The following is a 26491-nucleotide window of genomic DNA, read 5'->3' as shown; positions in this document are numbered from 1 at the left end:
TGGTGTCTCCGTCTACTTCCACACCGACTTGTCGGCGTCCCAGCGCTGGCCCTTCAATTCCTTTGCGAGCGCCTCGACCGAGCCGTTGTCGTCGGGCTGGTCGCCCTCCTCGTCGGCCGAAGCTTCGTCCGAGAGATTGAGCTTGGCGCCGCTGCTCTCGTCGGCGGTCGTGGTGGCGGGGCTGCCGATCCAGAGCATGAGCTTGTCGGTCGTGCCGGGCTTGTCCGGCGAGATGAGCCCTGCGACCTCGATCGTGTCGGTCAGATCGAGCGTCGGGAAATCCTGGTTCGGCCGCTTGAAGACCAGCTTGAGCTTGCCGGTGGCCGGGTTGAAGCTTTGCGAGACCGGCTTTGCCGCGAGCGTCCGGCCCAGCACGCCCGCCACGGCGGCTGCGAGCTTGTCGCGGTTGATCTTGTCGCCGTCGCGCCAGTCGGCCGCGGCGAAGCGGATGGTGCGGTCCATCTCGGTCATGCCCGCGGTCCAGCCCGCGGCGGTGACGCCGGGCATCGCCTTGAATTTTGCCAGCAGCGCGCCGGCGCGCTCCGGGTCGACCGACATGTTGATGGTCTGCTCGCCGGCGCGCAACGCGTCGCAGCCGACGGTGAGGCTCGCCAGCGTCACCTCGACCTCCTGACCCTTCAGGCTCTTCAGGAACTCGGTCGCCGCATCCAGCTTGACCTTGACCGCGATCGCCTCCGGCGAGACGTCGGTGAAGTCCTTCGGCTGCGGCGTGATGCCGTCGTCGGAGGTCTGGTTGTCCAGAAACTCCTTCTCGCTGAGATCGGAATTGTCGGGCGAGGTGACCTCGGTCACGGCCTGGCCGATTCCAATCTGGCCGCGGAATTCGAAAGTGTCTCCGGTCGGCTTGCGCAGCAGCTTGACGGTGACGGGCGCCTTCGCGCCGAGGCTCTGCGTCGTGCCGGTCAGCGTCTGACCGGCGACCTGGAGATTGACGACGAAGCGATCCTTGCGGTCGGAATTTTTCGCGACCGGATAACAGACGTCGAGGACGGCCGCCGTGACCGTCTTGCCCTGGCGCGTCTCCTTCAGGATCACGTCGGCATTGCCGTCCATCAGCCCGTCGATCGAGGTGAAATAGCGCGTCTCGGGTCCGCCCGGCACCGTCGCCTTTGGCGACAGCTTCATCTGGGCGGATGCGACCTCCGGCGAAACAGCAAGCAGAGCCGCCACAAGGGCCGTGGAGCAAACCAGAAGCGCGCGCATCGATAAAATCCTCGAGCAAGGGGGCATGATCCGGAAAAGCGTGATGCGGTTTTCCGAAAAGATCATGCTCAAACAACAACCTAAAGCGCGATGACGACTCGTTCCGACCTCATCGCGCTTTAGAATCGGCGCCACCGTAATGGGTTTTGGCCGTCGGTTGAATCGGAAAGCGTGAGCCATGGTCGGCAAAAAAGAAGGCCGCCCGGAGGCGGCCTTCGCAACATTGTCAGGGAACGGTGGGCTCAGAAGCCGCCCATGCCGCCGCCGGCTGGCATCGCGGGCGGAGCGTCCTTCTTCGGCGCCTCGGCGACCATGGCTTCGGTGGTCACCAGCAGGCCGGCCACGGAGGAGGCGTCCTGGAGCGCGGTGCGCACCACCTTGGCGGGGTCGATGATGCCCTTCTCGACCATGTCGACATAGTCCTCGTTCTGGGCGTCGAAGCCGAAGGTCTCGGACTTGTTCTCCAGGATCTTGCCGACGACGATCGAGCCTTCCACGCCCGCGTTCTCGGAGATCTGGCGGATCGGGGCTTCCAGCGCCTTCAGCACGATGTTGATGCCGGCCTGGACGTCGTCATTGGCGTTGGTGAGACGGCCCACCGCCTTCTTGGCGCGGAGCAGCGCGACGCCGCCGCCGGGGACGATGCCTTCCTGCACCGCGGCACGGGTGGCGTTGAGGGCGTCCTCGACGCGGTCCTTCTTCTCCTTGACCTCGATCTCGGTCGCGCCGCCGACGCGGATCACCGCGACGCCGCCGGCGAGCTTGGCGAGGCGCTCCTGGAGCTTCTCGCGATCGTAGTCCGAGGTGGTCTCCTCGATCTGCGCCTTGATCTGGCCGACGCGGGCCTCGATGTCGGGCTTCTTGCCGGCGCCGTTGACGATCGTGGTGTTCTCCTTGTCGATCACCACCTTCTTGGCGCGGCCGAGCATCTTCACCGTGACGTTCTCGAGCTTGATGCCGAGCTCTTCGGAGATGAGCTGGCCGCCGGTGAGGATCGCGAGATCCTCGAGCATGGCCTTGCGGCGGTCACCGAAGCCCGGCGCCTTGACGGCGGCGACCTTGAGGCCGCCGCGCAGGCGGTTGACGACCAGGGTGGCCAGAGCCTCGCCCTCGACGTCCTCGGCGATGATCACGAGCGGCTTGCCCGACTGCACCACGGCTTCGAGCACCGGCAGCATGGCCTGGAGGCCCGAGAGCTTCTTCTCGTGCAGGAGGATGTAGGCGTCCTCGAGCTCGGCGGTCATCTTCTCGGCGTTGGTGACGAAGTAGGGCGACAGATAGCCGCGGTCGAACTTCATGCCCTCGACGATGTCGACCTCGGTGTCGAGCGACTTGTTCTCCTCGACGGTGATGACGCCCTCGTTGCCGACCTTCTGCATCGCCTGCGCGATCATCTTGCCGATGGCGGCATCGCCGTTGGCCGAGATGGTGCCGACCTGGGCGACCTCGGAGGAGGAAGCGACCGGCTTGGCGCGCTTCTCGATGTCCTTGATGACGGCCGCAACTGCGATGTCGATGCCGCGCTTGAGGTCCATCGGGTTCATGCCGGCGGCAACCGCCTTGGCGCCTTCGCGCACGATGGCCTGGGCCAGCACGGTCGCGGTGGTGGTGCCGTCGCCGGCGAGGTCGTTGGTCTTGGAGGCGACCTCACGCACCATCTGGGCGCCCATGTTCTCGAACTTGTCCTCGAGCTCGATCTCCTTGGCGACGGTGACGCCGTCCTTGGTGATGCGGGGCGCGCCGAAGCTCTTCTCGATGACGACGTTGCGGCCCTTCGGGCCGAGCGTCACCTTGACGGCGTTGGCGAGAATGTCGACGCCGCGCAGCATGCGTTCGCGCGCGTCTCCGGAAAACTTGACGTCTTTGGCAGCCATTTCTGCAATCCCTCGTGTTTCGTGCTGTGTCTTGTTTCGTGCTGCGTCTTGCCGCTTTGCCGGCCGCATCGATTCCGGGATCCGCAGGTCGAACCCGGCGGAAGGATGGATGCCCGGATCACGCGATCCGGGCACGACATTCAGCGGCCGTTCAGGCTGACGGCATTAGGCCATCACGCCCATGATGTCCGACTCCTTCATGATCAGGAGCTCTTCGTTGTCGATCTTGACCTCGGTGCCCGACCACTTGCCGAACAGCACGCGGTCGCCGACCTTGAGGTCGATCGGGATCAGCTTGCCGGTCTCGTCACGGCCGCCGGGGCCGACGGCGACGACCTCGCCCTGGGAGGGCTTTTCCTTGGCGGTGTCCGGAATGATGATGCCGCCCTTGGTCTTTTCCTCGGCGTCGATACGTTTGACCACGACACGGTCATGCAGCGGACGAAATTTGGATTTAGCCATGACGTTTCCCTTTGGAGGCTCGCTTCGGAAGTAGTGGAAGTGGGTGGGGCGGCGCTTCCGTCCACCCTCGTCCCGAGGATCGAACGGCGCGCTTAGCAATCGGGCTTTCCGAGTGCTAATAGTGCGCCCGGAAATATGGCTTGGCCGCGATCCTGTCAAGCAAAGGTGGTTAAGCGATTGGTGAGGCGGATATAGGATGGTGGCATTGGAAACGTGTTCGGGGCGCCGGCGTATCAAACGACGTCATTGCTCCGGTGGTGGTTTTGCGCTTGGCTGCAGGAGGGGTGCGGCCATGGTCTTGTTCGGGGGAATGCCATGATCAGTTCAGCTCGCGCGCGCACGGTTGCCAATCTGGCGGCCGCATCTGGCTTGGCGTTGCTGCTTGGCGCCTGCGGCGGCGGCATGAGCCTGCCGTCCTTCTCGTCGTCCTCGCCGCCGCCCGAGGCAGAGCCCGGTACCGGTCCGGAAATGCCGGCGAGCATCCGCGCCGACGAGATCGTCGGCCGCTGGGGTCTCGCCTCGTTCCAGAACCCGGCCGACCGCGCCCGCACCGAGGCCGCCGCGCGGTCCCAGTGCAAGAATCCTTACGTGATCGGCGCCGGCACCTCCGGCGGCGTGGTCATGCATCTGGCCGACCAGGCGACACCGCAGGAATTGCGGCTGAAGGGCTCGCCCAGCGGCAAGAACTATATCGGGCCGGCCGGTCCGACCCCCGGCGAGCAGGACCGCGAGATCGTGTCCTTCGACGGCCGCGTCCTGATTACCCGCTTCATCGACAAGGACGCCGCCACCCGCTACGGCAACATGGTCTACGTCCGCTGCGCCCCGAGGGCGTGATGTTCTTCCCGTCATTCCGGGGCGATGCGAAAGCATCGAACTATGGTGCGCAATTGCGCACCTGAGAATCTCGAGATTCCGGGTTCGGTCCTGCGGACCGCCCCGGAATGACAGCGTGAGATAAATCCCCAAAAAACAAAAAACGCCGGCTCGCGCCGGCGTTTTGCTTCTTCTCTATGCCGCGTCCGTTCAGTCGAACAGCGCGTCGATGTCGTCCTGCGAGGCGTGGCCGACGTCGCCGGCGAGCTTCGGACCGTTGAGGAGTTTTTCGTCCTCGCTGCGGGTGTCGGCCGGCGCCGGCACATGGGCCTTGATCGCGTCGACGCCGCCCCAGATCTCCATCATCGCGTTGATGTGCTGCTCGATGAACTTCATCGTGGTCATGACCTTGCTGATGCGCTGGCCGGTCAGGTCCTGGAAGTTGCAGGCCTCGAAGATCGAGATGACGCGTTCCTGGATGTCGTCGGCGAGCCGCTTCTGCTGGTCGGCCGATTGCACCTTGGACATCGCGCTGGCCGCCTGGTCGATCGACTCGGCGGCTTCCAGGATCTGCTGGGTCGCCTGCTCGGTGCCGCCGACGACCGCGCCGAGTTCGCCATTGACCTTGGCCATCTCGCCGCCGTCGAAGCTCTTGCCGTGCAGCGTCGCAATTTCGCGCTTGGTGCGGTCGATGGCGTCGTGGATGAGGTCGAGCTCGACCTTCAGCTTCTCGCACTGCTCGATCTGCGCCCGGTAGGTGTCGAGCATGGTGCGCGTCTCGGCAAGCTCATGGGCCGTGGAAGCGTCGATCGCCGCCATCGCCGCGCTGGCGGACAGCGGGGCAGCGGTGCCCTTCGCCATCTGTGCGCGGATCGCGCGCAGCTCCGCCATGATCTCGCTATGCATCGGCGCAGCCTCCTCAATCATTTCGGGGCTGGGCATCTCGCCGACAATAGCCTCTTCGACACGAAAACGTTTGCGGTGAATAGCCATCAGAAACTCCCCCCACCTCACTCACGCGTCTTTGTAGGCAGAAGCAATTTAACACGAGGTTCACGACCGGAACTGTTGCGCGGCCGCGCGCGACGACGCGAGAAGAAGCGATTAACCATGAGCATGAGGCTTTCATCGAAAATAAACGCTGATCGCCAAATTGGGCTCTCGCTCGCGACGTGGTGAATCAAAACGGCGTTTCCGTTTACCAAACGAAACGCCTTTTGCTCTTTATTGACCACGTCGCGGACGCCGATCAGCCATCAGCTCTGCACGACGCATGTGATCTAGACGAAACAGTACAGAGTACGTCGATGTTCAAGAAAATGTCTGTCGCGCTGCTCGGCAGCGCTTGCACCCTCGTTGCCGGCGCAACCAGCGCCAGCGCCTTCGACAATACCGTTCCGAACGATCCGCCCGCGGTGCTTTATCAGCCGCAAGTGCCGCCGGCGCCGGTGCGCGTCGCCTCCAACGCGAACATGGGCGGCGGCTTCATCGAGTTCCTGTTCGGCGATGGGCCCGGCCGCGGTCCGGCCTACGCGCCGCCGGTGTATCAGCAGCAGCCGGGCTACAACGATCCGCGCCGCCTGCCGCCGATGGGCGAACCGCAGATGCAGGGTGGATATCAGCAAGGCGCAGGTCTCCAGCAGGAGGCGGTCGATCCGCGGCAGCGTCAATTCGATCCGAAGTTCGAGAAACAACTCGTTGACTATAGCGGCAAGGAAAGTGCCGGCACGATCGTGGTCGATACGCCGAACAAGTTCCTCTATCTCGTCGAGGGCAACGGCCGGGCGATGCGCTACGGCATCGGCGTCGGCCGTCCCGGCTTCACCTGGTCCGGCGTCAAGGCGATCACGGCCAAGCGCGAATGGCCGGACTGGACCCCGCCGGCGGAGATGATCGCGCGCCGCCCCGACCTGCCCAGGCACATGGAAGGCGGTCCGGAAAACCCGCTCGGCGCGCGCGCGATGTATCTCGGCTCCACGCTCTACCGCATCCACGGCTCCAACGAGCCCTGGACCATCGGCACCAACGTCTCGTCCGGCTGCATCCGCATGCGCAACGAGGATGTCATCGACCTCTACGGCCGCGTCAATGTCGGCACCAGGGTCGTGGTGATGTGAGGTCCGAGCCCCGAAATGAAAACGGCCGCCCCATCGGCGGCCGTTTTTGTTTGCGCGCTATCGAGCGGCCTTACGCATAATCGCTGCCGCCATCGTCGCCGCCGAAATCGCTGTCGTCGGCCAGGTCTACGTTGTCGTCATTGTCGTTCTGATCGTTGTAATTCTGGTCGTCGTTCGAAGCCTGGTCGACAAAGCCTTGGCGGGAATCGCCGCCACGGTCGCGGTTCGATCCGATGTCGTCGAGGCCGGCATCGCGCGCGAGCGAGCCGCCGGACTGGTCGCTGCCGCCCCAGGGACTTCCACCAGCGCTGCGGTCGCCCAGGGCGTTGGTGTCGCCGAAGGCCTGCTGGTGCGATCCGCCCATCATGCCGCGGATGCTGGAGAGCAGCAGTGAGCCGCCGACGACGCCGGCCGCGGCCGCCGCGGCCGTACCGAGGAACGAGCCGCCGCCACCGCCGACCGGCGGGGCGCCATAGCCCTGACCGGGGCCTTGACCTGGGCCTTGGCCGTAAGCCTGCCCGTAAGGCGGCTGGCCGTAACCCGGTTGCGCCTGTTGCATCGCCTGGCCGCTGTTCCACACCGGCCGTGCGTCACGCGGCGGCACGTTCGGAACCGAGCCGCGCGAGGGGCCGCCACCGAACAGCGTGTCGCGCATGGTATCCAGGAAGCCGCCGGACTGGGCCGGCTCGGGCGCCTGCGCCGCTTCCAGTTCCTGGATGCGGTTATGGGCGCGCTTCAGCGCTTCGTCCTGCAACAGGGTGGTCTGCACCAGCGCGTAGACGGCGCCGGGCGCCTTGCGCAGGCCGTCGGAGATCGCGGCGATCGCGTCGGGATCGCGCGGTGCATTTTCCAGTTTCGAAAGCCGGTCAAAAAGCTCGTCGACGAGCTGGCGTTCCTGCGGCGTCATGATCAATCTCCCTCGCGCAAACCAAGCGCGCAGGAGATGTAGGGTTCCATTGTGGCCCCAACAGTGCCGGCTGGATTAAATTTCGGTATGCGACAAGCTGCCTCGCGGCCGGCTTTAGCCGCCATTCACCCCAGTGTCGCGTTGGTCTGCGCCAGCAACCGCACGAATTCATCGCCCCCAAGATAGGCATGCTCGCGTTCGCGCACGTCGGTCATCGGATCAAGCGCGGCAAGGACGTCGTCGACGAAGCCGGGATGGCACATCACGAGGCCGCCATCGGGGAGGCCTTCCAGGAATTGCCGCATCAGCGCGCCGAAATCGGCCGCGCGCGTGAAATCATAGGCGCCGGCAAAGCCGGGATTGAAACCGAGGCCGGCGCGGCCGGCGCGGCGGCGGAATTGCGCGCTGAGGATGTCGAGCACCATGGCTTTTGGCGAGGCCAGCCGCTGCTTCAGCGGCAGGTCGCGGCCGCCCTGACGCACCCAGGCGTTCGGCGCGGTTTCGCTGACCGCGTCGATAAAGCCGTCGCGCACCTGCGGATAGAGCTGCACATGCTGATGGCCGTCGACGAAGTCTGGCGCGCGGCCGAAAGCCTCTGCGAAGGCCACGAGCTGCGCCTTCACCTCATTGCGAAAGAATTCGCGGTCGAGCCGCCGCAAGACACCCGCGCGCAAGAGCTTCGGAAACGGCATGAACATGTCGCCGTCGAGCGGGCGGAAATGCATGGTGAGCGGCCGGAACGGCGCGGACAGCGTCACGTGCAATCCGATCGCGCAGCGCGGGCTCGTCTTCGCCGCGGCCTCAAGCGCCTCGATCTCGCCGCGAGCGATCGCGGGGCCGACCATCATCACGGAGGTGGCGTTGAGGCGGCCGCGCTCGATCAGGTCTCGGATGGCGCGATTGACGCCCGGGCTGATGCCGTAATCGTCGGCGCAGAGCCAGATCCGCCGCGGCGCCGCCGCCGCGCTCATTCGGCCGCCGTCCTCTTCGCGGCGTCGTCGGCCTTGTCGGCCTCGAAATGCTTCTCGCTGTGCTCGGCGACGAAGTAGATCGGGCGCGCCTTCAGCTCGGAGAGGATCTTGCCGATATATTCGCCGACGATGCCGATCATGATGAGCTGCACGCCGCCGATGGTCATCAGGCCGACCACGAGCGAGGGATAGCCGGGGACCTGCTTGCCGGTGGTGAAGACCTCCCAGAGAATGGAGAGGCCGAACAGGAAGGCGATGCCGGCGAGCACGACGCCGAGCAGGCTGGCGAAACGCAGTGGTGCCACCGAGAACGAGGTCAGGCCTTCGATCGACAGGCCGAGCAGGCGCGCGGCGTTGAAGGTGGTAACGCCATGGGCCCGCGGCGACGGCTCGTAGTCGACGCGGATCTGGCGGAAGCCGATCCAGCTTGCCAGGCCCTTGAAGAAGCGGTTGCGCTCCGGCAGTTGCCGAAGCGCCGTGACCGCGCGCGGCGAAAGCAGGCGGAAATCGCCGGCGTCTTCCGGAATCTTCTGGCGGGCGCCCCAGTTGATCAGGGCGTAGAAGCCATGCACGGCGAGCCGCCGCAGGAAGGTTTCGTTGTCGCGATGCGCCTTGGCGGTATAGACGACGTCGTAGCCGTCATCGATCCAGTGTCCCACAAGCTGCTCGACGAGAGCCGGCGGATGCTGGCCGTCGCCGTCCATGAACATCACGGCGCCGAGGCGGGCATGGTCGAGGCCGGCCATCAGCGCCGCCTCCTTGCCGAAATTGCGCGACAGCGAGACCACCTGGACGTCGATCGCGTCGGCCGGCAGGCTGCGCGCGATCGACAGCGTCGCGTCCGCGCTGCCGTCGTCGACATAGACCACCTCGCAAGCGAGGCGATGGCGCTGCCGCAGGGTCTTTGCGAGATCGCAGATGCGCTGGTGCAGGGCGGCAAGGCCCGCCGCCTCGTTGTAGACGGGGACGACAATCGACAGTCCCTTCGCGGCGGCGTTGGCCGCGGTGGTCGTCAGGCCGGAAACATCAGAGCCCAGCGTCATCGATCAAGGTTCCAGAGGCGTTCAAGGTCATCTCAACAGCATATGGTAGCTGCCGTTTGCTGTCGCTACGCTGAACGGACCTGAGGCTCACCGCCGCAGGAACGCCTCGAGCTTGGCGAACAGCGGGTTCTCCCGGTCGAACACGTAGTCGAGCGAAACCACCGAGACGGTCTCGGCGCCATGCTCGCGCAGGAAGCTCGCGAGCGCATAGAGCTGCCCCGGCGGGCAGTGCAGCGTCAGCATGCCCGACGAGGTCGGCCCGCCGAACGGGGCCTCGACGCCAAAACGGCTGTGGGCCTCGCCGAGCAGGGTGGCATCGCACTGCCGGAATCGGGTCCGGACCTCGCGGTACTTGTTGGCCCGCGCCCGCGCCGCGATGTGGTCGAGGATGACGCGCGCGGTCTCCCGCGCCTGCGGCGACCAGTCGGCATCCCTGGAGGCGACCAGATTGGCCTGGCTGCGCAGGATCATGCCGTCGTCGAGCACCCGCAAGCCGTTGGCGGCGAGGGTCGCGCCGGTCGTCGTGATGTCGACGATCAGCTCGGCGCTGCCGGCTGCCGGCGCGCCTTCGGTCGCGCCTGCGCTTTCAACGATGCGGTAATCGGTGATGCCGTGGTTCTGGAAGAACGCGCGGGTGAGATTGACGAACTTGGTCGCGACCCGCATCCGCATGTGATGCTGCTCGCGGAAGCCGGTGGTGACGTCGTCGAGGTCGGCCATGGTGCGGACGTCGATCCAGGCCTGCGGCACCGCGACGACGACGTCGGCATAGCCGAAGCCGAGGCCTTCGATCAGGGACACGCGCTTGTCGGCGTCCGCGATGTTCTCGCGCACCAGGTCCTCGCCGGTGACGCCGAGATGGGCGAAGCCGCGCGACAGCTGCGCGGCGATCTCACTCGCCGACAGATAGGCGACCTCGACATTGTCTAGCCCTGCGATGGTGCCGCGATAGTCGCGTGCGCCGCCGGCCTTCGACAGCTTGAGGCCCGCGCGGGCGAAAAAGGCTTCGGTGTTTTCCTGGAGGCGGCCCTTGGAGGGAACGGCCAGAACGAATGGCGCGCTCATGACTTAGGCTCCCACCTTGCGGCCGATCCGGGTCAGCGCGTCCACCCAGACCGAGAAACCGACAGCGGCGATCGGCTCGGCTGAACCAAGCTGGGTCATCAGCCCGTCATAGCGTCCGCCGGCGACCAGCGGCTCGGCGCCATTACCCCTGTGATGCAGCTCGAATTCGAAGCCCGTGTAATAGTCGAGCCCGCGTCCGAACGCGGTCGAAAAGCGCGTCTGCTTCACGTCGATGCCGCGCGCAGCCATGAAGCCGACCCGGCTCTCGAACTGATCGATCGCAGCCGTGAGGTCGAGCCTCGCGTCGGTGGTGAGCGCACGCAACTCGGCGACGGCGTCGTCGGGATTGCCTGCGATCGACAGGAAGCGCTTGAGCACGGTGATCGCCTCGCGGGGCAGCGCTCCGCCCTTCAGCGTCGATTGCTCGAGGAAGCGGTCGGCGATCTCGGCGGTGGTGCGGCCGCCGACATTGGTGGTCCCGGCGATCGACATCAAATCGGTGACGAAGGCGAGCGCCGCCTTGCGGTCGGAGCCGGCCAGCGCCGCCAGCACGCCCTCATATTCGCTGCGGGTGGCGGTCGTCGCGGCCGCCAGCCGTTCCAGATCCTGCTCCAGGCTGATCTTGCGGTTGAAGTCCTTGACCAGGCGGCGCCGCCAGACCGGATAGAGGTTGAGCGCGTCGAGCAGCGCGTTGAACAGCGCCACATCGCCGGTGCGGATCTCGACGTCGCGGACGCCGAAGGCGCCCGTCGCCTCCAGCGCCAGCGCCAGCATCTCGGCATCGGCCGCGGCGCGGTCCTGGCGGCCGAACGATTCGATGCCGGCCTGAAGAAACTCGCTGGCCTGGCCGCTGCGGTAGCGGAACACCGGACCGAGATAGCTGAACCCGGCCGGCTGGCCGGCGCAACTGGAGGCTAGGTAATCGCGCGCCACCGGTATGGTCAGGTCCGGGCGCAGGCAGAGCTCCTCGCCGGTGAGGTCCGTGGTCAGATACAGGCTCTTGCGGATGTCCTCGCCGGAAAGGTCCAGGAACGGCTCGGCCGGTTGCAGGATCGCCGGCTCGGCCCTGGCATAGCCGGCCTGCGCGAACGACAAGAGCAGCGTATCCGCCCAGGCGGCGGAGCCGGCAGCATTTGAGGTGGCAGTCGCGGTCATCTCAGGGGTCCATCGTCCCGGTGGAACCGGGCAGGGCAAGGGGAGGCAAGTGGAGGCAAGCCAGTTGGCGCAGCCCTTAGCATGGCCGGAAAGCGGTTTCGACCTCCAAAGGATCAATCGCTTAACGGCCGGCCAATGCGCAGCATCAGGGAGTCTTGCCGCCCCAATCGCCCAGCACCGTCTGCACCAGCGCCAACGCAGCCACCGCGGCGGTGTCGGCCCGCATGATCCGGGGGCCCAGGGCGAGCCGCAGGATCTTCGGCTGCCGCAGCAGCAGCGCCCGCTCTTCCTCGGCAAAGCCGCCTTCGGGGCCGATCAGCACGTCGATACCTTGTCCCGCCTCGCGCGCGCCCTGCAGGCTCCGAACGGGGTTTTCGACCTCCGCGGCCTCATCGCAGAAGATGAGCAGGCGACCCGCGGCGCGCTGGCTGAGGAAGCGCTCCAGCGGCAGCGGTTCGGCCACGGTCGCGATGCTCAGGATGCCGCATTGCTCGGCGGCCTCGACCACGTTGGCACGCATCCGCTCGGTGTTGACCCGGGAGGCCTGGGTGAACCGGGTCAGGACCGGTTGCAGGCCGGCGGCGCCCATCTCGATGGCCTTCTGGACCATGTAATCGAGCCGGGCGTGCTTGAGCGGGGCGAAGACGTAAGTGAGGTCGGCCAGCCGGTCCTGCGGCCGGGTCTGCTGGAGGATGACGAGGCCGTCCGGCCGTTTGCGGCCTTCGATCGCGGCCTGCCATTCGCCGTCGCGGCCGTTGAAGGCCAGGACCTCGGCCCCCGCGGCAAGCCGCAGCACATTGCCGAGATAATTGCTCTGGTCGCGGTCGAGCGGGACCCTGGCATCCTGGGCCAGGGGGGCATCGACGAACAGGCGGGGGGCGCGGAAATCGTGGGAAGGCATCATTCAGGTCCGATTTGCCGCCGTTATTAACCGAAAGCCGCCATTTCGGGGGTAAATATTGCCAAACTGGTGCGTCGGCGCGCCGCGCTCTTGCCCTATTCGACGGGTTGTTAAGGGCCGGCGGGAATCGTAAAAACGCGAACACGCTGGTTGCGCTTCAATTGGGAAGACGCCGAACCCCGTAAGCTCCTGCCGGAGAGACTGCCTTGATGATCCGTCATTTGATGGTTCCGATCACCGCCGCCATGATCACCATGGGGGCCGCTGGCGCCTATGCGCAAAGCGCCTTCCCGGCGCCGCTGCCAAACCAGGCCGCGAGCAGCTCGGCGTTTCCGCCCGTGAACGGCTCGGCGCCGACAGCCTCCGTCGGCACGGCGCCGCAATCCTCGTTTCCGGTGAACGGCGCCGCGCCGGTCGGCGGCGCCGGCGCTTTCAGCGCGGCCCCGCCGACGCAAGCCCCGGGTGAGGACTGCATGAAGGCCTTCATTCCCCTGCGCGAGGAGGCCGAGAAGCGCGGCAAGGCGATTAAGGCCGCGAGCGACCGCCACGCGCCGCCGGACGAGGCGTGCAAGCTGATCCGCAATTTCGGCCAGGCTGAAATGAAGATGATCAAGTACGTCGAGACCAACGCTGCAAAATGCGGAATCCCGCCGCAGGTCGGCGCGCAGATGAAGGACGGCCACAAGAACACCGAGGCCATGACCACGAAGGTCTGCAACGTCGCGCAGCAGATGCAGAACCAGCCGCGCGGTCCGGCCGGCCCGTCGCTGAGCGAGGTGCTGGGTTCGGGCTCGGCACCTGAAGCCAATGCCGGCAAGAAGGGTGGCAGCACCTTCGACACGCTCAACGGCAACGTCCTCACGCGATGAGCGACACATCCGCCCGCGTTGCCGACTCCACCGGCAACTGGGTCGATACGCTCGCGCCGCCATGGGCGCGGCCCTATTTGCGATTGTCCCGCTTCGATCGTCCGATCGGCTCCTGGCTTCTCCTGATGCCATGCTGGTGGTCGGCGGCGCTCGCCGCCGGCATCGCGCACGATTCCGGCCGCCTGCCGCTCACCATCGTCCTGTTCTTCATCGGCGCCTTCGTCATGCGCGGGGCAGGCTGCACCTGGAACGACATCACCGACCGCGATCTCGACGACAAGGTCGAGCGCACCCGCTCGCGGCCGCTGCCGTCGGGGCAGGTGACCACGAAGCAGGCGCTGGCCTTCATGGTCGCGCAGGCCCTGATCGGTCTCGTGGTGCTCCTGCAATTCAATCGCTTCGCGGTCCTGACCGGCATCGCCTCGCTTCTGATCGTCGCGATCTACCCCTTCATGAAGCGCATCACCTGGTGGCCGCAGATCGTGCTCGGCCTCGCCTTCTCCTGGGGCGCCTTGATGGGCTTTGCCGTCACCTTCGGCCGCATCGACGTCACCGCGCTCGTGCTGTATGGCGGATCGATCGCCTGGGTGATCGGCTATGACACGATCTATGCGCATCAGGATGCCGAGGACGACGCGCTGATCGGCATCAAGTCCACCGCGCGCCTGTTCGGCGCGCACACGCACCAGGCGCTGATCCTGTTCTATGGGCTTGCGGTGGTGCTGATCGGCGTCGCGCTGGCGTCAGGCGATGTGCGCTGGCCCGCCTGGCTCGGGCTTGCCGCTTTCGCCGCGCATCTGGCCTCGCAGATCGTGCGCTTGAGGATCGACGATCCCGCGCTTTGCCTGCGCCTGTTCAAGTCGAACCGGGATGCGGGCCTGCTGTTGTTTGCGGGATTGTTCGCGGACGCAGTGATGCGCGCGGCGTGACGCAAATGCGTAGGGTGGGCAAAGGCGCTGTTGCGCCGTGCCCGCCATCTTGCCGAGATTGAGATGGAAATAGGCGGGCACGCTTTCGCTTTGCCCACCCTACGGCACCTTTAGTTCCTCGCGATGATCTCGCGCTCGCCGTGATGAACCGACAGCTCGCGCGCCATGGCGGTGCGCCGGCGCATCAGGAATTTCGGACGGCGGGCGCGGATCGCGTTGGCGCGGCGGCGGCGCGGTGCGGGCTTGCGCGCGCCTTCGTCGAGCTGCGGAAGCGCGAAGATCTCGCTCCAGACCGCCCAGGCCTCGGTGAGCTCGTCGCCGTCGGCGCCGACCAGCAGCGGAACGGAGAGCGAGGGATCGCGATGGACGAGGACGAGGGCCTGCGCCGCGTCGTTGCCGCGCAGCGCGACGCCGGAGAAGTCGCTGACGCGCACGTTGATCGCCATCCGCATGCCGCGGACGGCACGGCGCAGCACGACACGTTCGCGATGAAGCTCGATCTGCCTTGTGTATCCGTCGGCGCGCGGATCATGCGCATCGAAGCGGACCGGAAGGGAAAGAGGGTCGAGCCGCAGAGAGCGGCTCGACCCGGCGGGAGCGATCCCGCTTGTTGCTGTTTGACGCCTCACGGCTTTAGTTCTCCCCGCCAGGATTATGTTCCCGGTCGATGCGAGGACCTTAGCGCGGCGGCTTCCGAAACCGCTTAAAAAGGCTGGTTAACCCAGCGTCACCGCGGCTCATGATTGACAAGACCTTGGCGCGCATGATTGACGAGACGTTGCGCCGAAGTCGCGAATCTGAGCTTTTAGCGGACTGAAAATGCTTGAAGTCCGCGCTATCAGGGCACATCTGTGGGTTCCGGTCCCGAACCCCGCCCCAACAGGATTTCGTTTGTGAACCCTTCACCAAGCTCGACGCTTTCGCCCAAAGCCAATCGCGACCTGTTCGATCAGTCCGCGCTGTCCGATCTCGCGCAGCGGCTGGTCGAGGCGGCCAGGCGCGCCGGCGCGGATGCGGCCGATGCGGTCGCAGTGCGCGGCGTCTCGCAAGGCGTCGAGGTGCGCGACGGCCGTGTCGAGGAATCCGAGCGGTCCGAGGGCGACGATGTCGGCCTGCGCGTGCTGGTCGGCCAGCGCCAGGCGGTGGTCTCGACCAACGACGTCAGCGGCGATGCCGTGACCAAGCTCGCCGAACGCGCGGTCGCGATGGCGAAGGTCGCACCCGACGACAAATATGTCGGCCTCGCCGATCCCGCGCTGCTCGCGCGCGATTTCCCCGATCTCGATCTGCTCGATCCGAATATTCCGGCGACCTCGGAGCTCGAGCGCCGCGCGCTCGAAGCCGAGGCTGCTGCGCTCGCGGTGAAGGGCGTGACCAAGTCCGGCGGCGCCTCGGCCTCCGCCGGCATGGGCGGCATGGTGCTCGTCACCTCGACCGGCTTCCACGGTTCTTACCTGCGCTCGAGCCAGGGCATCTCGGCCACCGCAATCGCCGGCGAAGGCACCGGCATGGAGCGCGACTACGACTTCACCTCGGCGCCGCATGGCGCCGACCTGCTGTCGCCGGAGATCGTCGGCCGCTCCGCCGGCGAGCGCACCGTGGCGCGCTACAATCCGCGCAAGGTCGAGACCTGCAAGGTGCCGGTCGTGTTCGATCCGCGCGTTGCGGGCTCGCTGGTCGGCCATGTCGTCGGCGCCATCAACGGCGCCTCGATCGCGCGCAAGACCAGCTTCCTGAAGGACAAGCTCGGCCAGCAGCTGTTCGCCAAGAACATCCGCATCATCGACGATCCCCTGCGCAAGCGCGGCCTGCGCTCGCAGACCTTCGATGCCGAGGGCGTCGCGGTGAAGAAGATCGCGCTGATCGACGAGGGCGTGTTGACGACCTGGCTGCTCGACTGCGCCACCGCGCGGGAGCTCGGCCTTGCCACCACCGGCCACGCCCATCGCGGCGTCTCGTCCTCGCCCTCGCCCGGGCCGTACAATCTGCATCTCGAAGCCGGCACGCCGACACCGGCCGAGCTGATCGCCGACATCAAGCAGGGTTTCTACGTCACCGACCTGATCGGCTCCGGCGTCAACGGCGTCACCGGCGATTACAGCCGCGGCGCCTCCGGCTTCTGGATCGAGAACGGCGAGATCACCTATCCCGTCAGCGAGGTGACGATCGCAGGCCACCTGTTCGAGATCTTCAAGTCGATGCAGCCCGCCAACAATCTCGAATTCCGCTACGGCATCAATGCGCCGACGGTGCGTATCGAGGGATTGACGCTTGGCGGACGCTGACGCGAACTCGCTCGACGCGACGATCCTGACGCGCGACGCGGCGCTGCTGAAAGACACGGTACGGGAAGCGGGCGCGCTCGCGCAGTCGATGTTCCGCACCGAGCTGAAGACATGGATCAAGGGCGCGTCCTCGCCGGTGTCGGAAGCCGACATCGCCGTCAACGACCTGCTCGAAGCGCGCCTGCGCAGTGCCACGCCCGACTATGGCTGGCTGTCGGAGGAGAGCGCCGACGATTCCACGCGGCTGTCGCGGCGGCTGGTCTGGGTGGTCGATCCGATCGACGGCACGCGCAATTATCTGGGCGGCCACGACGAATGGTGCGTCAGCGTGGCGTTGGTCGAGGACGCCGCGCCGCTGCTGGCCGCGGTGTTCGCGCCGGCCAGCGGCGAGTTCTTCTTCGCGGCCCGCGGCCAGGGTACGCTGCTCAACGACAAGCCGGTGCGGGCGACGCCCGGGTCCACGCTGGATTTCTCCCGCATGGCCGGCCCCAAGCCGATGGTCGAGCGTCTCAATACCGCCGGCGGCGACATCAAGCTGCACCCGCGAATCGGCTCGCTCGCGCTCCGGCTCTGCCGGGTCGCCCACGGCGCGCTGGATGCGGCTTTTGCGGGCGGCAACAGCCATGATTGGGATCTTGCGGCGGCCGATTTGATCGTGCAGGAAGCGGATGGTAGGATGAGCGACCTCTCCGGAGATCCCATCCTCTATAACCGCCGGGAAGTGGCGCACGGGGTGCTGGTGGCAGCGGGGCGCGATCGTCATGCGAGCATTGTCGCGCATTTTCGAAATCGTCCCTTGCCCTGAGCGCTTTCGCTGTGCTTGTCGAACACTGCTTTGCCGGGCAGCCCGTTAGGAAGAGAACCCATGCCAGATAGTGCCCCGCAACAACTGCTTCATCTCGTCATCGGAGGCGAACTGCTCGATCTCGAGCACAACACCTTCAAGAACCTCGACGACGTCGAGATCGTCGGCCTCTACCCGAACTATGCGTCCGCCCACGTCGCCTGGCGCGCCAAGGCGCAGAGCACGGTCGACAATGCGCAGATGCGCTACTTCATCGTCCATCTCCACCGGCTGCTCGACCCGAATCAAGAAACGAAGGCGCGTTGAAAAAGCTGCTTCGCAATACGCTGCGAAGCAGCTGGTTTCAGCGTGCCGTCGGGGTCCTGGCGGCCGAATATCTGCGTCTGGTCTGGCGGACCAACAAATTCACGTTCGATCCGCCCGACGTCTATGACATCGTCGAGCCGCAGATCCCGGCGATCTTCGCCTTCTGGCACGGCCAGCATTTCCTCACCCCGTTCATCAAGAACAAGGACTCCTACCGGGCCAAGGTCCTGATCTCCCGGCACCGCGACGGCGAGTTCAACGCCATCGCGGTGGAGCGGCTCGGCATCGGCCTCATCCGCGGTTCCGGGGATCATGGCAGTGCCTTCCACCGTAAAGGCGGCGTCGGCGCCTTCAAGGAGATGGTGCGGACGCTGCAGGACGGTTGTAATGTCGCGCTGACCGCCGATGTCCCCAAGCGCGCGCGCGTGGCCGGGCTCGGCATCATCATGCTGGCACGGGAATCGGGGCGGCCGATCATGCCTTTCGCGATGGCGACCAGCCGTTTCATCCGGCTCAAGAACTGGGACCGCACCACCATCAACCTGCCGTTCGGGCGGGGCGCATTGGTCGGCATCAAGGAAATCCACGTTCCGCCGGACGCCGACGCCGCCATGATGGAAGCGTTGCGGCTGGAGCTGGAGGAGACGTTGAACGAAGCGACCCGGCGCGCCTATGCGCAGCTCGGCCGCCCGGGGCCGCAAGATGCCTAATTCGCTGCCCAGAGCGCTGCCGATGACGCTGCGGATGTACCAGCGCCTGGCTTCCGGCCTGGTGCCGCTCGCGCCTGCGCTGATCAAGCGGCGGCTGAAGCAGGGCAAGGAAGACCCCGCGCGTGTCGGCGAGCGGCGCGGCCTGTCCCGGGATGTGCGGCCGCATGGTCCGCTGGTCTGGATCCACGGCGCCAGCGTCGGCGAGGTTCTGGCCGCGGCGGCGCTGATCGGGCGGCTGCGCGATCTCAATTTGCGCATCCTGCTTACATCAGGCACCGTCACCTCGGCCGCCGTCGTCGCAAAACGCTTTCCACCCGACGTCATCCATCAATACGTGCCGTATGATTCCCCGCGCTATGTCGCGCGCTTCCTCGACCACTGGAAGCCGTCGCTGGCGCTGTTCATCGAATCCGATCTGTGGCCGAACCTGATCCTGGCGGGCGCAACGCGGCGGGTGCCGATGGTGCTGATCAACGGTCGGATGTCGCCGCGCTCCTTCCCGCGCTGGCGACGCATGTACGGTACCATCTCGGCGCTGCTGTCGCGGTTCGACATCTGCCTGGCGCAGTCCAAGCTTGACGCCGAACGCTTCTCCGCGCTCGGCGGCCGCGACGTCCTCACCACCGGCAATCTTAAGCTCGACGTGCCGGCGCCGCCGGCCGATCCCGCCAAGCTCGAACGGCTGATGGCGATGACGCGCGGGCGTCCGATCATCGTCGCGGCCTCGACCCATCCGGGCGAGGACGAGATGCTGGTGGCGGCGCATCGCAGCCTCGTCGGTTTCTTCCCGCAGCTTCTGACCGTGATCGTGCCACGGCATCCCGATCGCGGCTCCTCGATCGCTGGCCTGATCACCGCGTCGGGCCTGAAGCCGGCGCTGCGCTCGCGCGAAGAGCTGCCGACGGCCGCGACCGATGTCTATGTCGCCGACACCATGGGCGAGCTCGGCCTGTTCTACCGGCTCTCGCCGATCGTGTTCATGGGCGGGTCGCTGATCCGCCATGGCGGCCAGAATCCGATCGAAGCGATCAAGCTCGGTGCGGCGATCGTCCATGGTCCGCACGTCTTCAATTTCGCCGACGTCTACGAAGCGCTCGATGCGAGCGGCGGCGCGCGCCAGGCCGACACGCAGGAGATCCTGGTCAAGCAGCTCGGCCAGCTCCTGGCCGATCCCGCCGTGCGCGACAAGATACAGCACGCAGGCAGCAGCGTGGTCGAGCAGCTCGGCGGCGCGCTGGAGCGCACCATGACCGCGCTCGAGCCGTATCTGCTGCAATTGCGGATCGAGATGGGAGCCGCCAATGCGTGAGCCGGCCTTCTGGTACCGGCCGCGTTCCCCAGAGTCCCAAATCCTCCGTCCCCTGGGCGCGCTCTATGGCGCGATCACGGGGCGTCGCATGGCGCTCGAGGGATTCGACGCCGGCATCCCCGTGATCTGCGTCGGCAACTACCATGTCGGCGGCGCCGGCAAGACGCCGACCGTGCTGGCGCTGACGAAGCTCCTGCGTGAGCTCGGTGAGACGCCTGTCGTGCTCAGCCGCGGCTATGGCGGGCGCCTGCAGGGCCCGGTGATGGTCGACGGCGCGCGTCACATCGCAGCCGATGTCGGCGACGAGCCGCTGATGATGGCGCGCGACGTCCCTGTCGTCGTCGCGCGTGACCGCCTCGACGGCGTCGCGCTCGCCAAATCACAAGGCGCGACCGTGATCCTGATGGACGACGGCTTCCAGAACCCGCGTCTGCTCAAGGATGCCTCGCTGATCGTGATCGACAGCGAGCGCGGCATCGGCAACGGCAAGGTGTTTCCGGCCGGTCCCCTGCGCGCGCCGCTGAAGGCCCAGCTCGCGCGTACCGACGCGCTGGTGCTGATCGGCGACGGCCGCGCCGCCAACGACGTCGCCGCCGAGCTTGCCAAGCGCAACAAGCCGGAGCTGCGCGCGCGCCTGAAGCCGGATGCAGCCTCGGTCGCGCAGCTGTTCGGCAAACGGGTTTTCGCGTTCGCCGGCATTGGCGATCCCGAACGCTTCTTCCGCACCCTGCGCGCCAGCGGCATCGATGTCGCGCGCACGCGTCGCTTCGACGATCACCACATGTTCTCGCCCGAGGAGATCGCCGCGCTCGCGGCGGAAGCACAGCGCGAGCAGCTGACGCTTGTGACTACGGAAAAGGATCTCGCGCGCCTGCGCGGCAGCGAGGGCGTGCCCAACGGCATCGTGCCGTTCGCGGTGCAGCTCGAATTCGATGACCCGGCAAAGTTTCGGCAATTGATCAGCGATCATCTCTACAAGGCGCGCGAGCGGCGGTTCGGCAGGCGTTGATCGCGTGCGACACCGGGGCGACATGTCGCGGCGGATGAATTCTCTTCCGCAGGTTCGGGAGTTGATGTAGCCTTCGATGAGAGCCGTCACCGGGACGTGCCGAACTCCCGGCAATCATCGGCGGCGTTTATGCCCACGGCGGGCAACGTACCTTCATCATTTCAGATGCGAGACCGTACCGATAAGTTCGGAACGGCTGGGAGAGTCATTGCCAAAAGCTCAGAGGAGAACATGCCATGCATTTTTGCCTCACTGGACAATACACACCACGCGCTCTCAACGCCATTTTGGAAAACCCCACGACCAATCGCCAGGAGGCGGCGAGGAAACTTATCGAAGCGGCCGGCGGCAAGCTGATTTCGATGTACAGCGTTGCGGCCGACGGTCCAGGCGTTCTGGTGATTTTCGATGTGCCTGATCCGAGTGCGGCTCCGGCGATTTCCGGCCTGACCGTCACGGCGGGCACCCTGCAGAACGTGAAGCTGACCCGGCTGTTCACGCAGGACGAGATCAAGCAGGTCCGCCAGAACGCGGCGAAGCTGCGTTCTTCGTATACTCCGCCCGGAGGCTGATATCCGGATCTCGAGCGATGCCGCCGCAATCGCATCAAGCGGCGGCAACGCTTTCCTCACAGCAAGAAGCAGGTCTGCACGCTGAGGCGCGGCGAAGGCCTTGCGGCGTCCATTGACGGACGATGCGGGACGGCGCGTGCTGCGTCCGGCGTCCTAGGTCCGACTGAACGTGCTTGGCAGCGGGCCCGCTAACGGCGTGCAATCCCGGCTCAGCGGTCAGGCCCCCTCACCAGGCTCCAACGGCTATCATTCCGATGATGGTCAGGCACGAGGCGCAGGCCACCATGACAGTATAGCATTCGGGTGTATTCATTGCTTGCTCCCAAACTGCTGCCAATTGCTTGGTCACTGCTACGCGGGAGAGATCGCCGGTCTTGGTGCCGCTTCAAGTCGGCACGCCGCGACCGGTCTTGCGTTGTACGTCCGTCCTCTCATCGTCACCCTGGTCCGCAGGATGATAATGCGCTTCGAGAGCTTCAGAGCGTTCAGCTGCGATCAGCAGCTGTTTCCGCATTTCAGCGAGGCGGGCGCGGCAATATTCACGATAGAGCAGGTCCAGTATGGTGGGCATGATCCCCCCCATCGTTTGACTTTCGATTTACAAATATTTCACCGCAAATTTTCGAGGTGATCGTAACCCGCCAGATGGCTCTTCGATATGAGCCCGTTCACAGACTGCGCCAATTCCAAAGCTCGATGGCCGTTTGGTTGACTTGATTGTCTGCGCGATAAAAAGAGCAGGGCCAGTTACCTAACACGCACTATAGCAGCCCTCTGTTTCACCAAGACTTCGTCAAACAACTTAAGGGCGCCAAGTCGCACCAAAGAATCCAACCACAGCGCGAAATGACTCACCAAGGAGTGCAAGCACTGTTCGATGCAACGCAGATCGGCACGACGGAGATCGTTTTGGCTGTGAGACCCGCAGTTGAGGTGCGCTGCCCCTGCCGCGGTGGCTGGAATAGCGCGGCGCAATTTACACGCCGTGATGCCCGGAGCGAAGCTTGCTCGCATCGACGACGTCCGTTCCGATGTGCTTCACGGAGACAGTCTTCAGTTGGCTGCGCTCGGAAGCACGTGCAGCGGCGTGCGATCCTCGACGCCGCCACACCAACCTAGGTTCGCACAGAATTCGTGCATCATCCCGTCGAATGCATTCGGGCGTCCCATTCGAGCTCCCAAACTGTCCTGCCCCCAACGTAACACAATCTCACCAAGCCTGAGCACACGCCCGCGACGAAGTGATGGTGGGCACGCTTTCGCTTTGCCGCACCCTGCGGCAGCCCGCCATTCACGCGACATTCATCGCAAAACGCCTATCGGTCCGGGACCGATCGGGAGAATTCGATGAAATTGCCGTCCGCGACTGTCGCCGCCAGCCTTGTGTGTCTGATCATTGCGCCCGTGTTTGCACAAACGACGCCGCCCGCCGCTTCGACCGGCACGGTGCCGGTTCCCGCGACCAGGCGCGTGACGTGTCTCGGCACGACGCAAGACCTGAAGGGACAGGACAAGCGCGACCAGATGCAGCTCTGCATGGCGCAGGCGCGGGTCGATTGCCTCAAGCAGGCGATCAATCAGAAGGTCGTCGGCGAGCCCAGGAAGACCTTCATCAAGACCTGCGTGGGCGGGGATGCCACTGAGCAGCACTAGCAGCGCAGGCGCGGCCTCACGGCTGCGGCTTTGGCGCGCCGGGGAAATGCCGCTGCAGCACCGCGGCCGGCGTGGCGTAGGCTTCTTGAAGGTCCACGCTCCAGTACTTCAATTCGTCGAGCGGGATCCGCGTGTCGGTGATCGCGCAGCGCACATAGGTCCCCGGCGAGATCACGCGGAAATCGCCGTCGAGATATTGCACCTGCGCTTCGCCATTGCCGGAAGAGCCGAACTTGTTCAGCACGGTCGAAAGTCTCCGTGGAAGGCCTCTCCGTAAAAAACCCTGGAGGGCACGATGTGTTGGACGGGATGTAGCATAGATAGGGCGGCCTGTCCGCCCGGTAAACCCACCGGTTTGTGATGTTTTGCCGCCGTTTTCGCATGATAGTGCTTCGGGCGAAGGATCGTCCCGGCGCAAGCGGCCGGCACCTGATACGGCAGAGCCCGATGCGCCTTCGATTGACCGCCCTGTTCCTGATGCTGCTGATGTCGGCCGCGCGCGCTGCGCCTGCGCCGCAGCAGGTCGAGATTCCGCTCGGCTCCGGAATCCTGCATGCCCAGCTCTACAAGCCCGAGGGCGCCGGGCCGTTTCCGACCGTGATCGCGCTGCATGGCTGCGGCGGCCTCGGCGGCCATGCCGATCCCGTATTGCCGCGCTATCGTGACTGGGCGGAGCGGCTGCTCAAGGCCGGTAACGCGGTGCTGCTGCCCGACAGCTACGGCTCGCGCGAGCTCGGGCCGCAATGCCGCGTCAAGGAGACGCACGTCAAGGCGCGGCGCGAGCGTGTCGCCGACGTCGCGGCCGCGCGCGCCTGGCTGATGAAGCAGGCCTGGGTCGCGCGCGACCGCGTCAGCCTGATCGGCTGGGCCAACGGCGCGAGCACGCTGCTGTGGGCGGTGCGCCCGCAGAACGCGGCGCGCGACGCAGGTCCGGATTTCCGCGCGGCGATCGCGTTCTATCCGGATTGCCGCATCTCCGCCGGCCTCGGCTGGAGCACGCGGGTGCCGACGCTGGTTTTGATCGGCGCCAATGACGACGTGTCGTCGCCGCCGGCCTGCCGCCAGATGGTCGAGGGTGCGCATGGCCGCAGCGCGCTCGCGCGCATCGTGGTCTATCCCGGCGCCTATCACGACTTCGACCGCGCCAACACGCCGCTGCACGCAGCTAGCGGCAGCAGCGACGCCGCCGCGCCCGAGCACGGCCATCTCGGCACCGATGCGGTCGCGCGCGCGGAGTCGCAGAAGGACGTCGCGGAGTGGCTGGCGCGGTGATGAAGATCCAGAAACCCGGATATCGCTGCGCTCATGCGGGCTGGGGGGCTACGGATTCCCAAGCGGGGCCGCCCGAGGAACAATTTGAGGCGGACAGCCCCGCATCGACCACCGCCCTGCACGGATAGTGGCCGACCGTGAATCTACGGATCGCGCATGGCTGCGGTTTCAGCACGGGACGGTGCCATCATTCGACCACGATGTCGGTTAAACGCATCCCGTATGCGCAACCGCATCGTCCTCTTTTCCTCCGCACTGATCGTCTTCACCGTCGCGATCTTCCTGTTCGAAGCCCACGCCGGCGCGCCAATGCTCGCGCCGGAACATTGCGGCTTCTGGACCACGATCGACGCGGGATTGTCCTGCCGCTAGGCGGGCTGTTGCGACTCCTACCCTTCCGCGCTGATATGTATTGAGAGGGCGACCAACTCTCCCCGACGTCGTCCTGGCGAAAGCCAGGACCCATACCGCGGAATCTATCGATTGTACGCGGCATTAGTCCCGAACGATCAGTCTTCGCCAAACCACTTCCTGGGGTAATGGGTCCTGGCTTTCGCCAGGACGACACGGAGAGTGAGCCGCCAACTCAGAACAAACTGCCCTGATCCACCGGCTTGCCGACGCGCTTCGGCGCGGGCTTGGTCTCCTGCGCGGCGGGCTTCGGTTGCTGTGCGCGTTTGGCGGCAGGGCGATCCGCATCCGTTGTCGCGCCGACACGTCCGTCCGCGAACTCGATCTCGACGCGTGCGCCGGGACCGACGCTGTCGGCCGAATGCAGGGGATGGCCGGCCTCGTCCCGCACCAGCGCAAAGCCGCGCGCGAGCACGCCGCGATAGGACAACGCCGAGAGCAGCTTGCCGCTGGCCTCGACGCGGGCGTCGAGCCGTTGCAGCAGCGTCACCAGCGCGCGGTTGGCACGCTCGGCCAGGCGATGCGTGCGCTCGCGCTGGCGGGCAATCGCGTTGCGCTGCGCCTGCGCGTTGGAGAGTTTTGAGGCGCGCAGCCGCACCTCGAGACCGGCAAAGCGGTCGCGCCGCTGCCGCAACAGCGACCGCGCGGAGAGACCGAGCCGCTCGCCGCACACGGTGAGCCGGTGGTCGGCCTGCGAGATCTGCCCGTGCAGCACCCGCAGCGTCAGCTTTGCGCCCGCCGCAGTAAACCTGCGGAAATGCGCATGCGTGTTGGCTTTCAAGCCGCGGGGCAGGGCGGCGCCCGCCGAATCCAGCCGCTGCCGCGGGATCGCCAGCAGATCTCCGGCCGCCGGCAGCGCACGCGCGGCCGCACGCAATTCGCTGCGGCGGCTTTCGTGGGCGCGCTGCCAATAGGCGCGGGTGCGCCGTGCGAGATCGGCGACCTCGACGAACAGATCGCTGCGCACCGGGACGGCCATCTCGGCCGCCGCCGTCGGCGTCGGCGCGCGCTTGTCGGCGACGAAATCGATCAGCGTGATGTCGGTCTCGTGGCCCACGGCGGAGATCAGCGGGATCATGCTCTCGGCCGCCGCCCGCACCACGATCTCCTCGTTGAACGACCAGAGATCCTCCAGCGAGCCGCCGCCGCGCGCGACGATCAGCACATCAGGGCGCGGAATCTTGCCGCCCTCCGGCAGCGCGTTGAAGCCGCGGATCGCGGCCGCGACCTGCTCGGCCGAGCCTTCGCCCTGCACCTTGACCGGCCACACCAGCACATGGCGTGGGAAGCGGTCCTCCAGCCGGTGCAGGATGTCGCGGATGACAGCGCCGGTCGGCGAGGTCACGACGCCGATCACCTCCGGCAGCCAAGGCAGCAGCTGCTTGCGCGCCTCGTCGAACAGGCCCTCGGCGGCAAGCTTCTTCTTGCGCTCCTCCATCAGCGCCATCAGCGCGCCGATGCCGGCCGGCTCCAGCGCTTCAATGACGATCTGGTATTTCGAGGAGCCCGGATAGGTCGTGAGCTTGCCGGTGGCGATGACCTCGAGCCCCTCCTGCGGCTTGAAGCGCATCCGGCCGTGCACGCCCTTCCAGATCACCGCCTCGATCTTGGCGCTCTCGTCCTTGAGCGCGAAATAGCAGTGGCCGGAGGAGTGGGCGCCGCGAAAGCCCGAGATCTCGCCGCGGACCCGGACATGGCCAAAGGCATCCTCCACCGTCCGCTTCAGGGACTGTGAAAGCTCGGAGACGGTGAATTCGGGGGCGTTGAGCAGGGGTTCCGCGGGCGGCATCGGCAAACGATTCGGCATTTTGGGGTCAGACCCGACG

28 protein-coding genes are annotated in these 26491 nt (G+C 66.1%); 14 read left to right on the top strand and 14 right to left on the bottom strand.

Annotated features, from left to right (window positions below; translation table 11 throughout):
* Positions 1–12: 12 nt before the first annotated feature.
* From ACE10W_RS35385 to groES, 3 genes are all read right to left on the bottom strand, one after another.
* Entirely contained in the window at positions 13–1224 is a 1212-nt protein-coding gene (locus ACE10W_RS35385) for a hypothetical protein (protein ID WP_060912898.1), read from the bottom strand.
* Between the two features lie 242 nt (positions 1225–1466).
* Entirely contained in the window at positions 1467–3098 is a 1632-nt protein-coding gene (groL, locus tag ACE10W_RS35380) for a chaperonin GroEL (RefSeq protein WP_011090265.1), read from the bottom strand.
* Between the two features lie 165 nt (positions 3099–3263).
* Positions 3264–3560, bottom strand: coding sequence for a co-chaperone GroES (gene groES / locus ACE10W_RS35375; protein ID WP_011090264.1), 297 nt, complete (start codon positions 3558–3560; stop codon positions 3264–3266).
* Between the two features lie 315 nt (positions 3561–3875).
* Between groES and ACE10W_RS35370 the strand changes: the two genes are divergently transcribed.
* A complete protein-coding gene (locus ACE10W_RS35370; protein ID WP_304548554.1) occupies positions 3876–4397 on the top strand; it encodes a hypothetical protein in 522 nt (173 codons plus the stop codon).
* A 189-nt stretch (positions 4398–4586) separates the two neighbouring features.
* Here ACE10W_RS35370 and ACE10W_RS35365 read toward each other — a convergent pair whose 3' ends face one another.
* Positions 4587–5369, bottom strand: coding sequence for a protein phosphatase CheZ (locus ACE10W_RS35365; protein ID WP_028174613.1), 783 nt, complete (start codon positions 5367–5369; stop codon positions 4587–4589).
* A gap of 314 nt (positions 5370–5683) precedes the next feature.
* Here ACE10W_RS35365 and ACE10W_RS35360 point away from each other — a divergent pair, with 314 nt between their 5' ends.
* Complete coding sequence (locus ACE10W_RS35360; protein ID WP_038967312.1) at positions 5684–6493, top strand: L,D-transpeptidase; 810 nt, start codon at positions 5684–5686, stop codon at positions 6491–6493.
* A 70-nt stretch (positions 6494–6563) separates the two neighbouring features.
* On the opposite strand, the gene ACE10W_RS35355 is transcribed toward ACE10W_RS35360, so the two are convergent.
* The 6 genes from ACE10W_RS35355 to ACE10W_RS35330 all read right to left on the bottom strand — a co-directional run bounded on the left by ACE10W_RS35355 (position 6564) and on the right by ACE10W_RS35330 (position 12535).
* Positions 6564–7400: a DUF2076 domain-containing protein gene (locus ACE10W_RS35355; RefSeq protein ID WP_060910416.1), complete on the bottom strand. Its 837-nt coding sequence runs from the start codon at positions 7398–7400 to the stop codon at positions 6564–6566.
* Between the two features lie 125 nt (positions 7401–7525).
* On the bottom strand, positions 7526–8371 hold the full coding sequence (locus ACE10W_RS35350) for a ChbG/HpnK family deacetylase (RefSeq protein ID WP_304548552.1): 846 nt from the start codon (positions 8369–8371) through the stop codon (positions 7526–7528).
* A complete protein-coding gene (locus ACE10W_RS35345; protein ID WP_011090258.1) occupies positions 8368–9414 on the bottom strand; it encodes a glycosyltransferase family 2 protein in 1047 nt (348 codons plus the stop codon). The genes ACE10W_RS35350 and ACE10W_RS35345 overlap by 4 nt, the downstream gene beginning before the upstream one ends.
* 87 nt (positions 9415–9501) lie before the next feature.
* Positions 9502–10479 carry an ATP phosphoribosyltransferase gene (gene hisG, locus ACE10W_RS35340; protein ID WP_161536745.1) on the bottom strand — a complete coding sequence of 326 codons (978 nt, stop codon included), beginning with the start codon at positions 10477–10479 and terminating at the stop codon, positions 9502–9504.
* A 3-nt stretch (positions 10480–10482) separates the two neighbouring features.
* Positions 10483–11634 carry an ATP phosphoribosyltransferase regulatory subunit gene (locus tag ACE10W_RS35335; protein ID WP_304548550.1) on the bottom strand — a complete coding sequence of 384 codons (1152 nt, stop codon included), beginning with the start codon at positions 11632–11634 and terminating at the stop codon, positions 10483–10485.
* 145 nt (positions 11635–11779) lie between these two features.
* Positions 11780–12535 carry a 16S rRNA (uracil(1498)-N(3))-methyltransferase gene (locus tag ACE10W_RS35330; protein WP_304548548.1) on the bottom strand — a complete coding sequence of 252 codons (756 nt, stop codon included), beginning with the start codon at positions 12533–12535 and terminating at the stop codon, positions 11780–11782.
* Between the two features lie 209 nt (positions 12536–12744).
* Here ACE10W_RS35330 and ACE10W_RS35325 point away from each other — a divergent pair, with 209 nt between their 5' ends.
* The gene (locus ACE10W_RS35325) at positions 12745–13404 is read left to right on the top strand and encodes a hypothetical protein (RefSeq protein WP_161536742.1); all 660 of its coding nucleotides are present in this window, start codon (positions 12745–12747) and stop codon (positions 13402–13404) included.
* Positions 13401–14333: a 4-hydroxybenzoate octaprenyltransferase gene (gene ubiA, locus ACE10W_RS35320; RefSeq protein WP_304548547.1), complete on the top strand. Its 933-nt coding sequence runs from the start codon at positions 13401–13403 to the stop codon at positions 14331–14333. Before ACE10W_RS35325 ends, ubiA begins: the two co-directional genes overlap by 4 nt.
* 110 nt (positions 14334–14443) lie before the next feature.
* Here ubiA and ACE10W_RS35315 read toward each other — a convergent pair whose 3' ends face one another.
* Complete coding sequence (locus tag ACE10W_RS35315) at positions 14444–14962, bottom strand: DUF6101 family protein (protein WP_011090252.1); 519 nt, start codon at positions 14960–14962, stop codon at positions 14444–14446.
* Positions 14963–15226: 264 nt separating this feature from the next.
* On the opposite strand from ACE10W_RS35315, the gene ACE10W_RS35310 reads away from it, so the two are divergent.
* The 7 genes from ACE10W_RS35310 (at position 15227) to ACE10W_RS35280 (ending at position 21329) form a co-directional block, all read left to right on the top strand.
* Complete coding sequence (locus ACE10W_RS35310; RefSeq protein WP_028174621.1) at positions 15227–16618, top strand: TldD/PmbA family protein; 1392 nt, start codon at positions 15227–15229, stop codon at positions 16616–16618.
* Entirely contained in the window at positions 16605–17423 is an 819-nt protein-coding gene (locus ACE10W_RS35305) for a 3'(2'),5'-bisphosphate nucleotidase CysQ (protein ID WP_304548544.1), read from the top strand. The genes ACE10W_RS35310 and ACE10W_RS35305 overlap by 14 nt, the downstream gene beginning before the upstream one ends.
* A 60-nt stretch (positions 17424–17483) precedes the next feature.
* The gene (locus tag ACE10W_RS35300) at positions 17484–17729 is read left to right on the top strand and encodes a DUF4170 domain-containing protein (protein WP_011090249.1); all 246 of its coding nucleotides are present in this window, start codon (positions 17484–17486) and stop codon (positions 17727–17729) included.
* Positions 17726–18439, top strand: coding sequence for a lysophospholipid acyltransferase family protein (locus tag ACE10W_RS35295; RefSeq protein ID WP_028174623.1), 714 nt, complete (start codon positions 17726–17728; stop codon positions 18437–18439). The genes ACE10W_RS35300 and ACE10W_RS35295 overlap by 4 nt, the downstream gene beginning before the upstream one ends.
* Positions 18402–19748, top strand: a complete 1347-nt coding sequence (locus tag ACE10W_RS35290) for a 3-deoxy-D-manno-octulosonic acid transferase (protein WP_082755944.1) — start codon at positions 18402–18404, stop codon at positions 19746–19748. The genes ACE10W_RS35295 and ACE10W_RS35290 overlap by 38 nt, the downstream gene beginning before the upstream one ends.
* Positions 19741–20757, top strand: a complete 1017-nt coding sequence (lpxK, locus tag ACE10W_RS35285; protein WP_304548540.1) for a tetraacyldisaccharide 4'-kinase — start codon at positions 19741–19743, stop codon at positions 20755–20757. Before ACE10W_RS35290 ends, lpxK begins: the two co-directional genes overlap by 8 nt.
* 236 nt (positions 20758–20993) lie before the next feature.
* Positions 20994–21329: a GYD domain-containing protein gene (locus ACE10W_RS35280; RefSeq protein ID WP_011090245.1), complete on the top strand. Its 336-nt coding sequence runs from the start codon at positions 20994–20996 to the stop codon at positions 21327–21329.
* A 385-nt stretch (positions 21330–21714) separates the two neighbouring features.
* Here ACE10W_RS35280 and ACE10W_RS35275 read toward each other — a convergent pair whose 3' ends face one another.
* On the bottom strand, positions 21715–21900 hold the full coding sequence (locus ACE10W_RS35275; protein WP_028174626.1) for a hypothetical protein: 186 nt from the start codon (positions 21898–21900) through the stop codon (positions 21715–21717).
* A gap of 776 nt (positions 21901–22676) precedes the next feature.
* On the opposite strand from ACE10W_RS35275, the gene ACE10W_RS35270 reads away from it, so the two are divergent.
* Entirely contained in the window at positions 22677–22982 is a 306-nt protein-coding gene (locus ACE10W_RS35270) for a hypothetical protein (protein WP_011090243.1), read from the top strand.
* A gap of 16 nt (positions 22983–22998) precedes the next feature.
* On the opposite strand, the gene ACE10W_RS35265 is transcribed toward ACE10W_RS35270, so the two are convergent.
* Positions 22999–23226, bottom strand: a complete 228-nt coding sequence (locus ACE10W_RS35265) for a DUF2093 domain-containing protein (protein ID WP_011090242.1) — start codon at positions 23224–23226, stop codon at positions 22999–23001.
* 203 nt (positions 23227–23429) lie between these two features.
* Here ACE10W_RS35265 and ACE10W_RS35260 point away from each other — a divergent pair, with 203 nt between their 5' ends.
* Both ACE10W_RS35260 and ACE10W_RS35255 read left to right on the top strand, forming a co-directional pair.
* Positions 23430–24254, top strand: coding sequence for a dienelactone hydrolase family protein (locus ACE10W_RS35260; protein WP_028174629.1), 825 nt, complete (start codon positions 23430–23432; stop codon positions 24252–24254).
* Between the two features lie 222 nt (positions 24255–24476).
* Positions 24477–24626: a hypothetical protein gene (locus ACE10W_RS35255; protein ID WP_165448178.1), complete on the top strand. Its 150-nt coding sequence runs from the start codon at positions 24477–24479 to the stop codon at positions 24624–24626.
* A 214-nt stretch (positions 24627–24840) separates the two neighbouring features.
* On the opposite strand, the gene xseA is transcribed toward ACE10W_RS35255, so the two are convergent.
* Positions 24841–26472: an exodeoxyribonuclease VII large subunit gene (xseA, locus tag ACE10W_RS35250; RefSeq protein ID WP_271555248.1), complete on the bottom strand. Its 1632-nt coding sequence runs from the start codon at positions 26470–26472 to the stop codon at positions 24841–24843.
* Between the last annotated feature and the right edge of the window lie 19 nt (positions 26473–26491).

Origin of the sequence: Bradyrhizobium sp. B025 (assembly GCF_042257955.1) — a bacterium.
Lineage (GTDB): Bacteria > Pseudomonadota > Alphaproteobacteria > Rhizobiales > Xanthobacteraceae > Bradyrhizobium > Bradyrhizobium diazoefficiens.
Note: the sequence above shows the minus strand (reverse complement) of the source record. Positions and strands in the feature narration are given on the sequence as shown.

Excerpts from the sequence above, each read along its gene's own strand:
- ACE10W_RS35385 (WP_060912898.1), bottom strand. The coding sequence starts at position 1,224 with ATGCGCGCGCTTCTGGTTTGCTCCACGGCCCTTGTGGCGGCTCTGCTT.
- groL (WP_011090265.1), bottom strand. The coding sequence starts at position 3,098 with ATGGCTGCCAAAGACGTCAAGTTTTCCGGAGACGCGCGCGAACGCATG.
- groES (WP_011090264.1), bottom strand. The coding sequence starts at position 3,560 with ATGGCTAAATCCAAATTTCGTCCGCTGCATGACCGTGTCGTGGTCAAA.
- ACE10W_RS35370 (WP_304548554.1), top strand. The coding sequence starts at position 3,876 with ATGATCAGTTCAGCTCGCGCGCGCACGGTTGCCAATCTGGCGGCCGCA.
- ACE10W_RS35365 (WP_028174613.1), bottom strand. The coding sequence starts at position 5,369 with ATGGCTATTCACCGCAAACGTTTTCGTGTCGAAGAGGCTATTGTCGGC.
- ACE10W_RS35360 (WP_038967312.1), top strand. The coding sequence starts at position 5,684 with ATGTTCAAGAAAATGTCTGTCGCGCTGCTCGGCAGCGCTTGCACCCTC.
- ACE10W_RS35355 (WP_060910416.1), bottom strand. The coding sequence starts at position 7,400 with ATGACGCCGCAGGAACGCCAGCTCGTCGACGAGCTTTTTGACCGGCTT.
- ACE10W_RS35350 (WP_304548552.1), bottom strand. The coding sequence starts at position 8,371 with ATGAGCGCGGCGGCGGCGCCGCGGCGGATCTGGCTCTGCGCCGACGAT.
- ACE10W_RS35345 (WP_011090258.1), bottom strand. The coding sequence starts at position 9,414 with ATGACGCTGGGCTCTGATGTTTCCGGCCTGACGACCACCGCGGCCAAC.
- hisG (WP_161536745.1), bottom strand. The coding sequence starts at position 10,479 with ATGAGCGCGCCATTCGTTCTGGCCGTTCCCTCCAAGGGCCGCCTCCAG.
- ACE10W_RS35335 (WP_304548550.1), bottom strand. The coding sequence starts at position 11,634 with ATGACCGCGACTGCCACCTCAAATGCTGCCGGCTCCGCCGCCTGGGCG.
- ACE10W_RS35330 (WP_304548548.1), bottom strand. The coding sequence starts at position 12,535 with ATGCCTTCCCACGATTTCCGCGCCCCCCGCCTGTTCGTCGATGCCCCC.
- ACE10W_RS35325 (WP_161536742.1), top strand. The coding sequence starts at position 12,745 with ATGATCCGTCATTTGATGGTTCCGATCACCGCCGCCATGATCACCATG.
- ubiA (WP_304548547.1), top strand. The coding sequence starts at position 13,401 with ATGAGCGACACATCCGCCCGCGTTGCCGACTCCACCGGCAACTGGGTC.
- ACE10W_RS35300 (WP_011090249.1), top strand. The coding sequence starts at position 17,484 with ATGCCAGATAGTGCCCCGCAACAACTGCTTCATCTCGTCATCGGAGGC.
- ACE10W_RS35290 (WP_082755944.1), top strand. The coding sequence starts at position 18,402 with ATGCGCAGCTCGGCCGCCCGGGGCCGCAAGATGCCTAATTCGCTGCCC.
- lpxK (WP_304548540.1), top strand. The coding sequence starts at position 19,741 with ATGCGTGAGCCGGCCTTCTGGTACCGGCCGCGTTCCCCAGAGTCCCAA.
- ACE10W_RS35280 (WP_011090245.1), top strand. The coding sequence starts at position 20,994 with ATGCATTTTTGCCTCACTGGACAATACACACCACGCGCTCTCAACGCC.
- ACE10W_RS35275 (WP_028174626.1), bottom strand. The coding sequence starts at position 21,900 with ATGCCCACCATACTGGACCTGCTCTATCGTGAATATTGCCGCGCCCGC.
- ACE10W_RS35270 (WP_011090243.1), top strand. The coding sequence starts at position 22,677 with ATGAAATTGCCGTCCGCGACTGTCGCCGCCAGCCTTGTGTGTCTGATC.
- ACE10W_RS35260 (WP_028174629.1), top strand. The coding sequence starts at position 23,430 with ATGCGCCTTCGATTGACCGCCCTGTTCCTGATGCTGCTGATGTCGGCC.
- ACE10W_RS35255 (WP_165448178.1), top strand. The coding sequence starts at position 24,477 with ATGCGCAACCGCATCGTCCTCTTTTCCTCCGCACTGATCGTCTTCACC.
- xseA (WP_271555248.1), bottom strand. The coding sequence starts at position 26,472 with ATGCCGAATCGTTTGCCGATGCCGCCCGCGGAACCCCTGCTCAACGCC.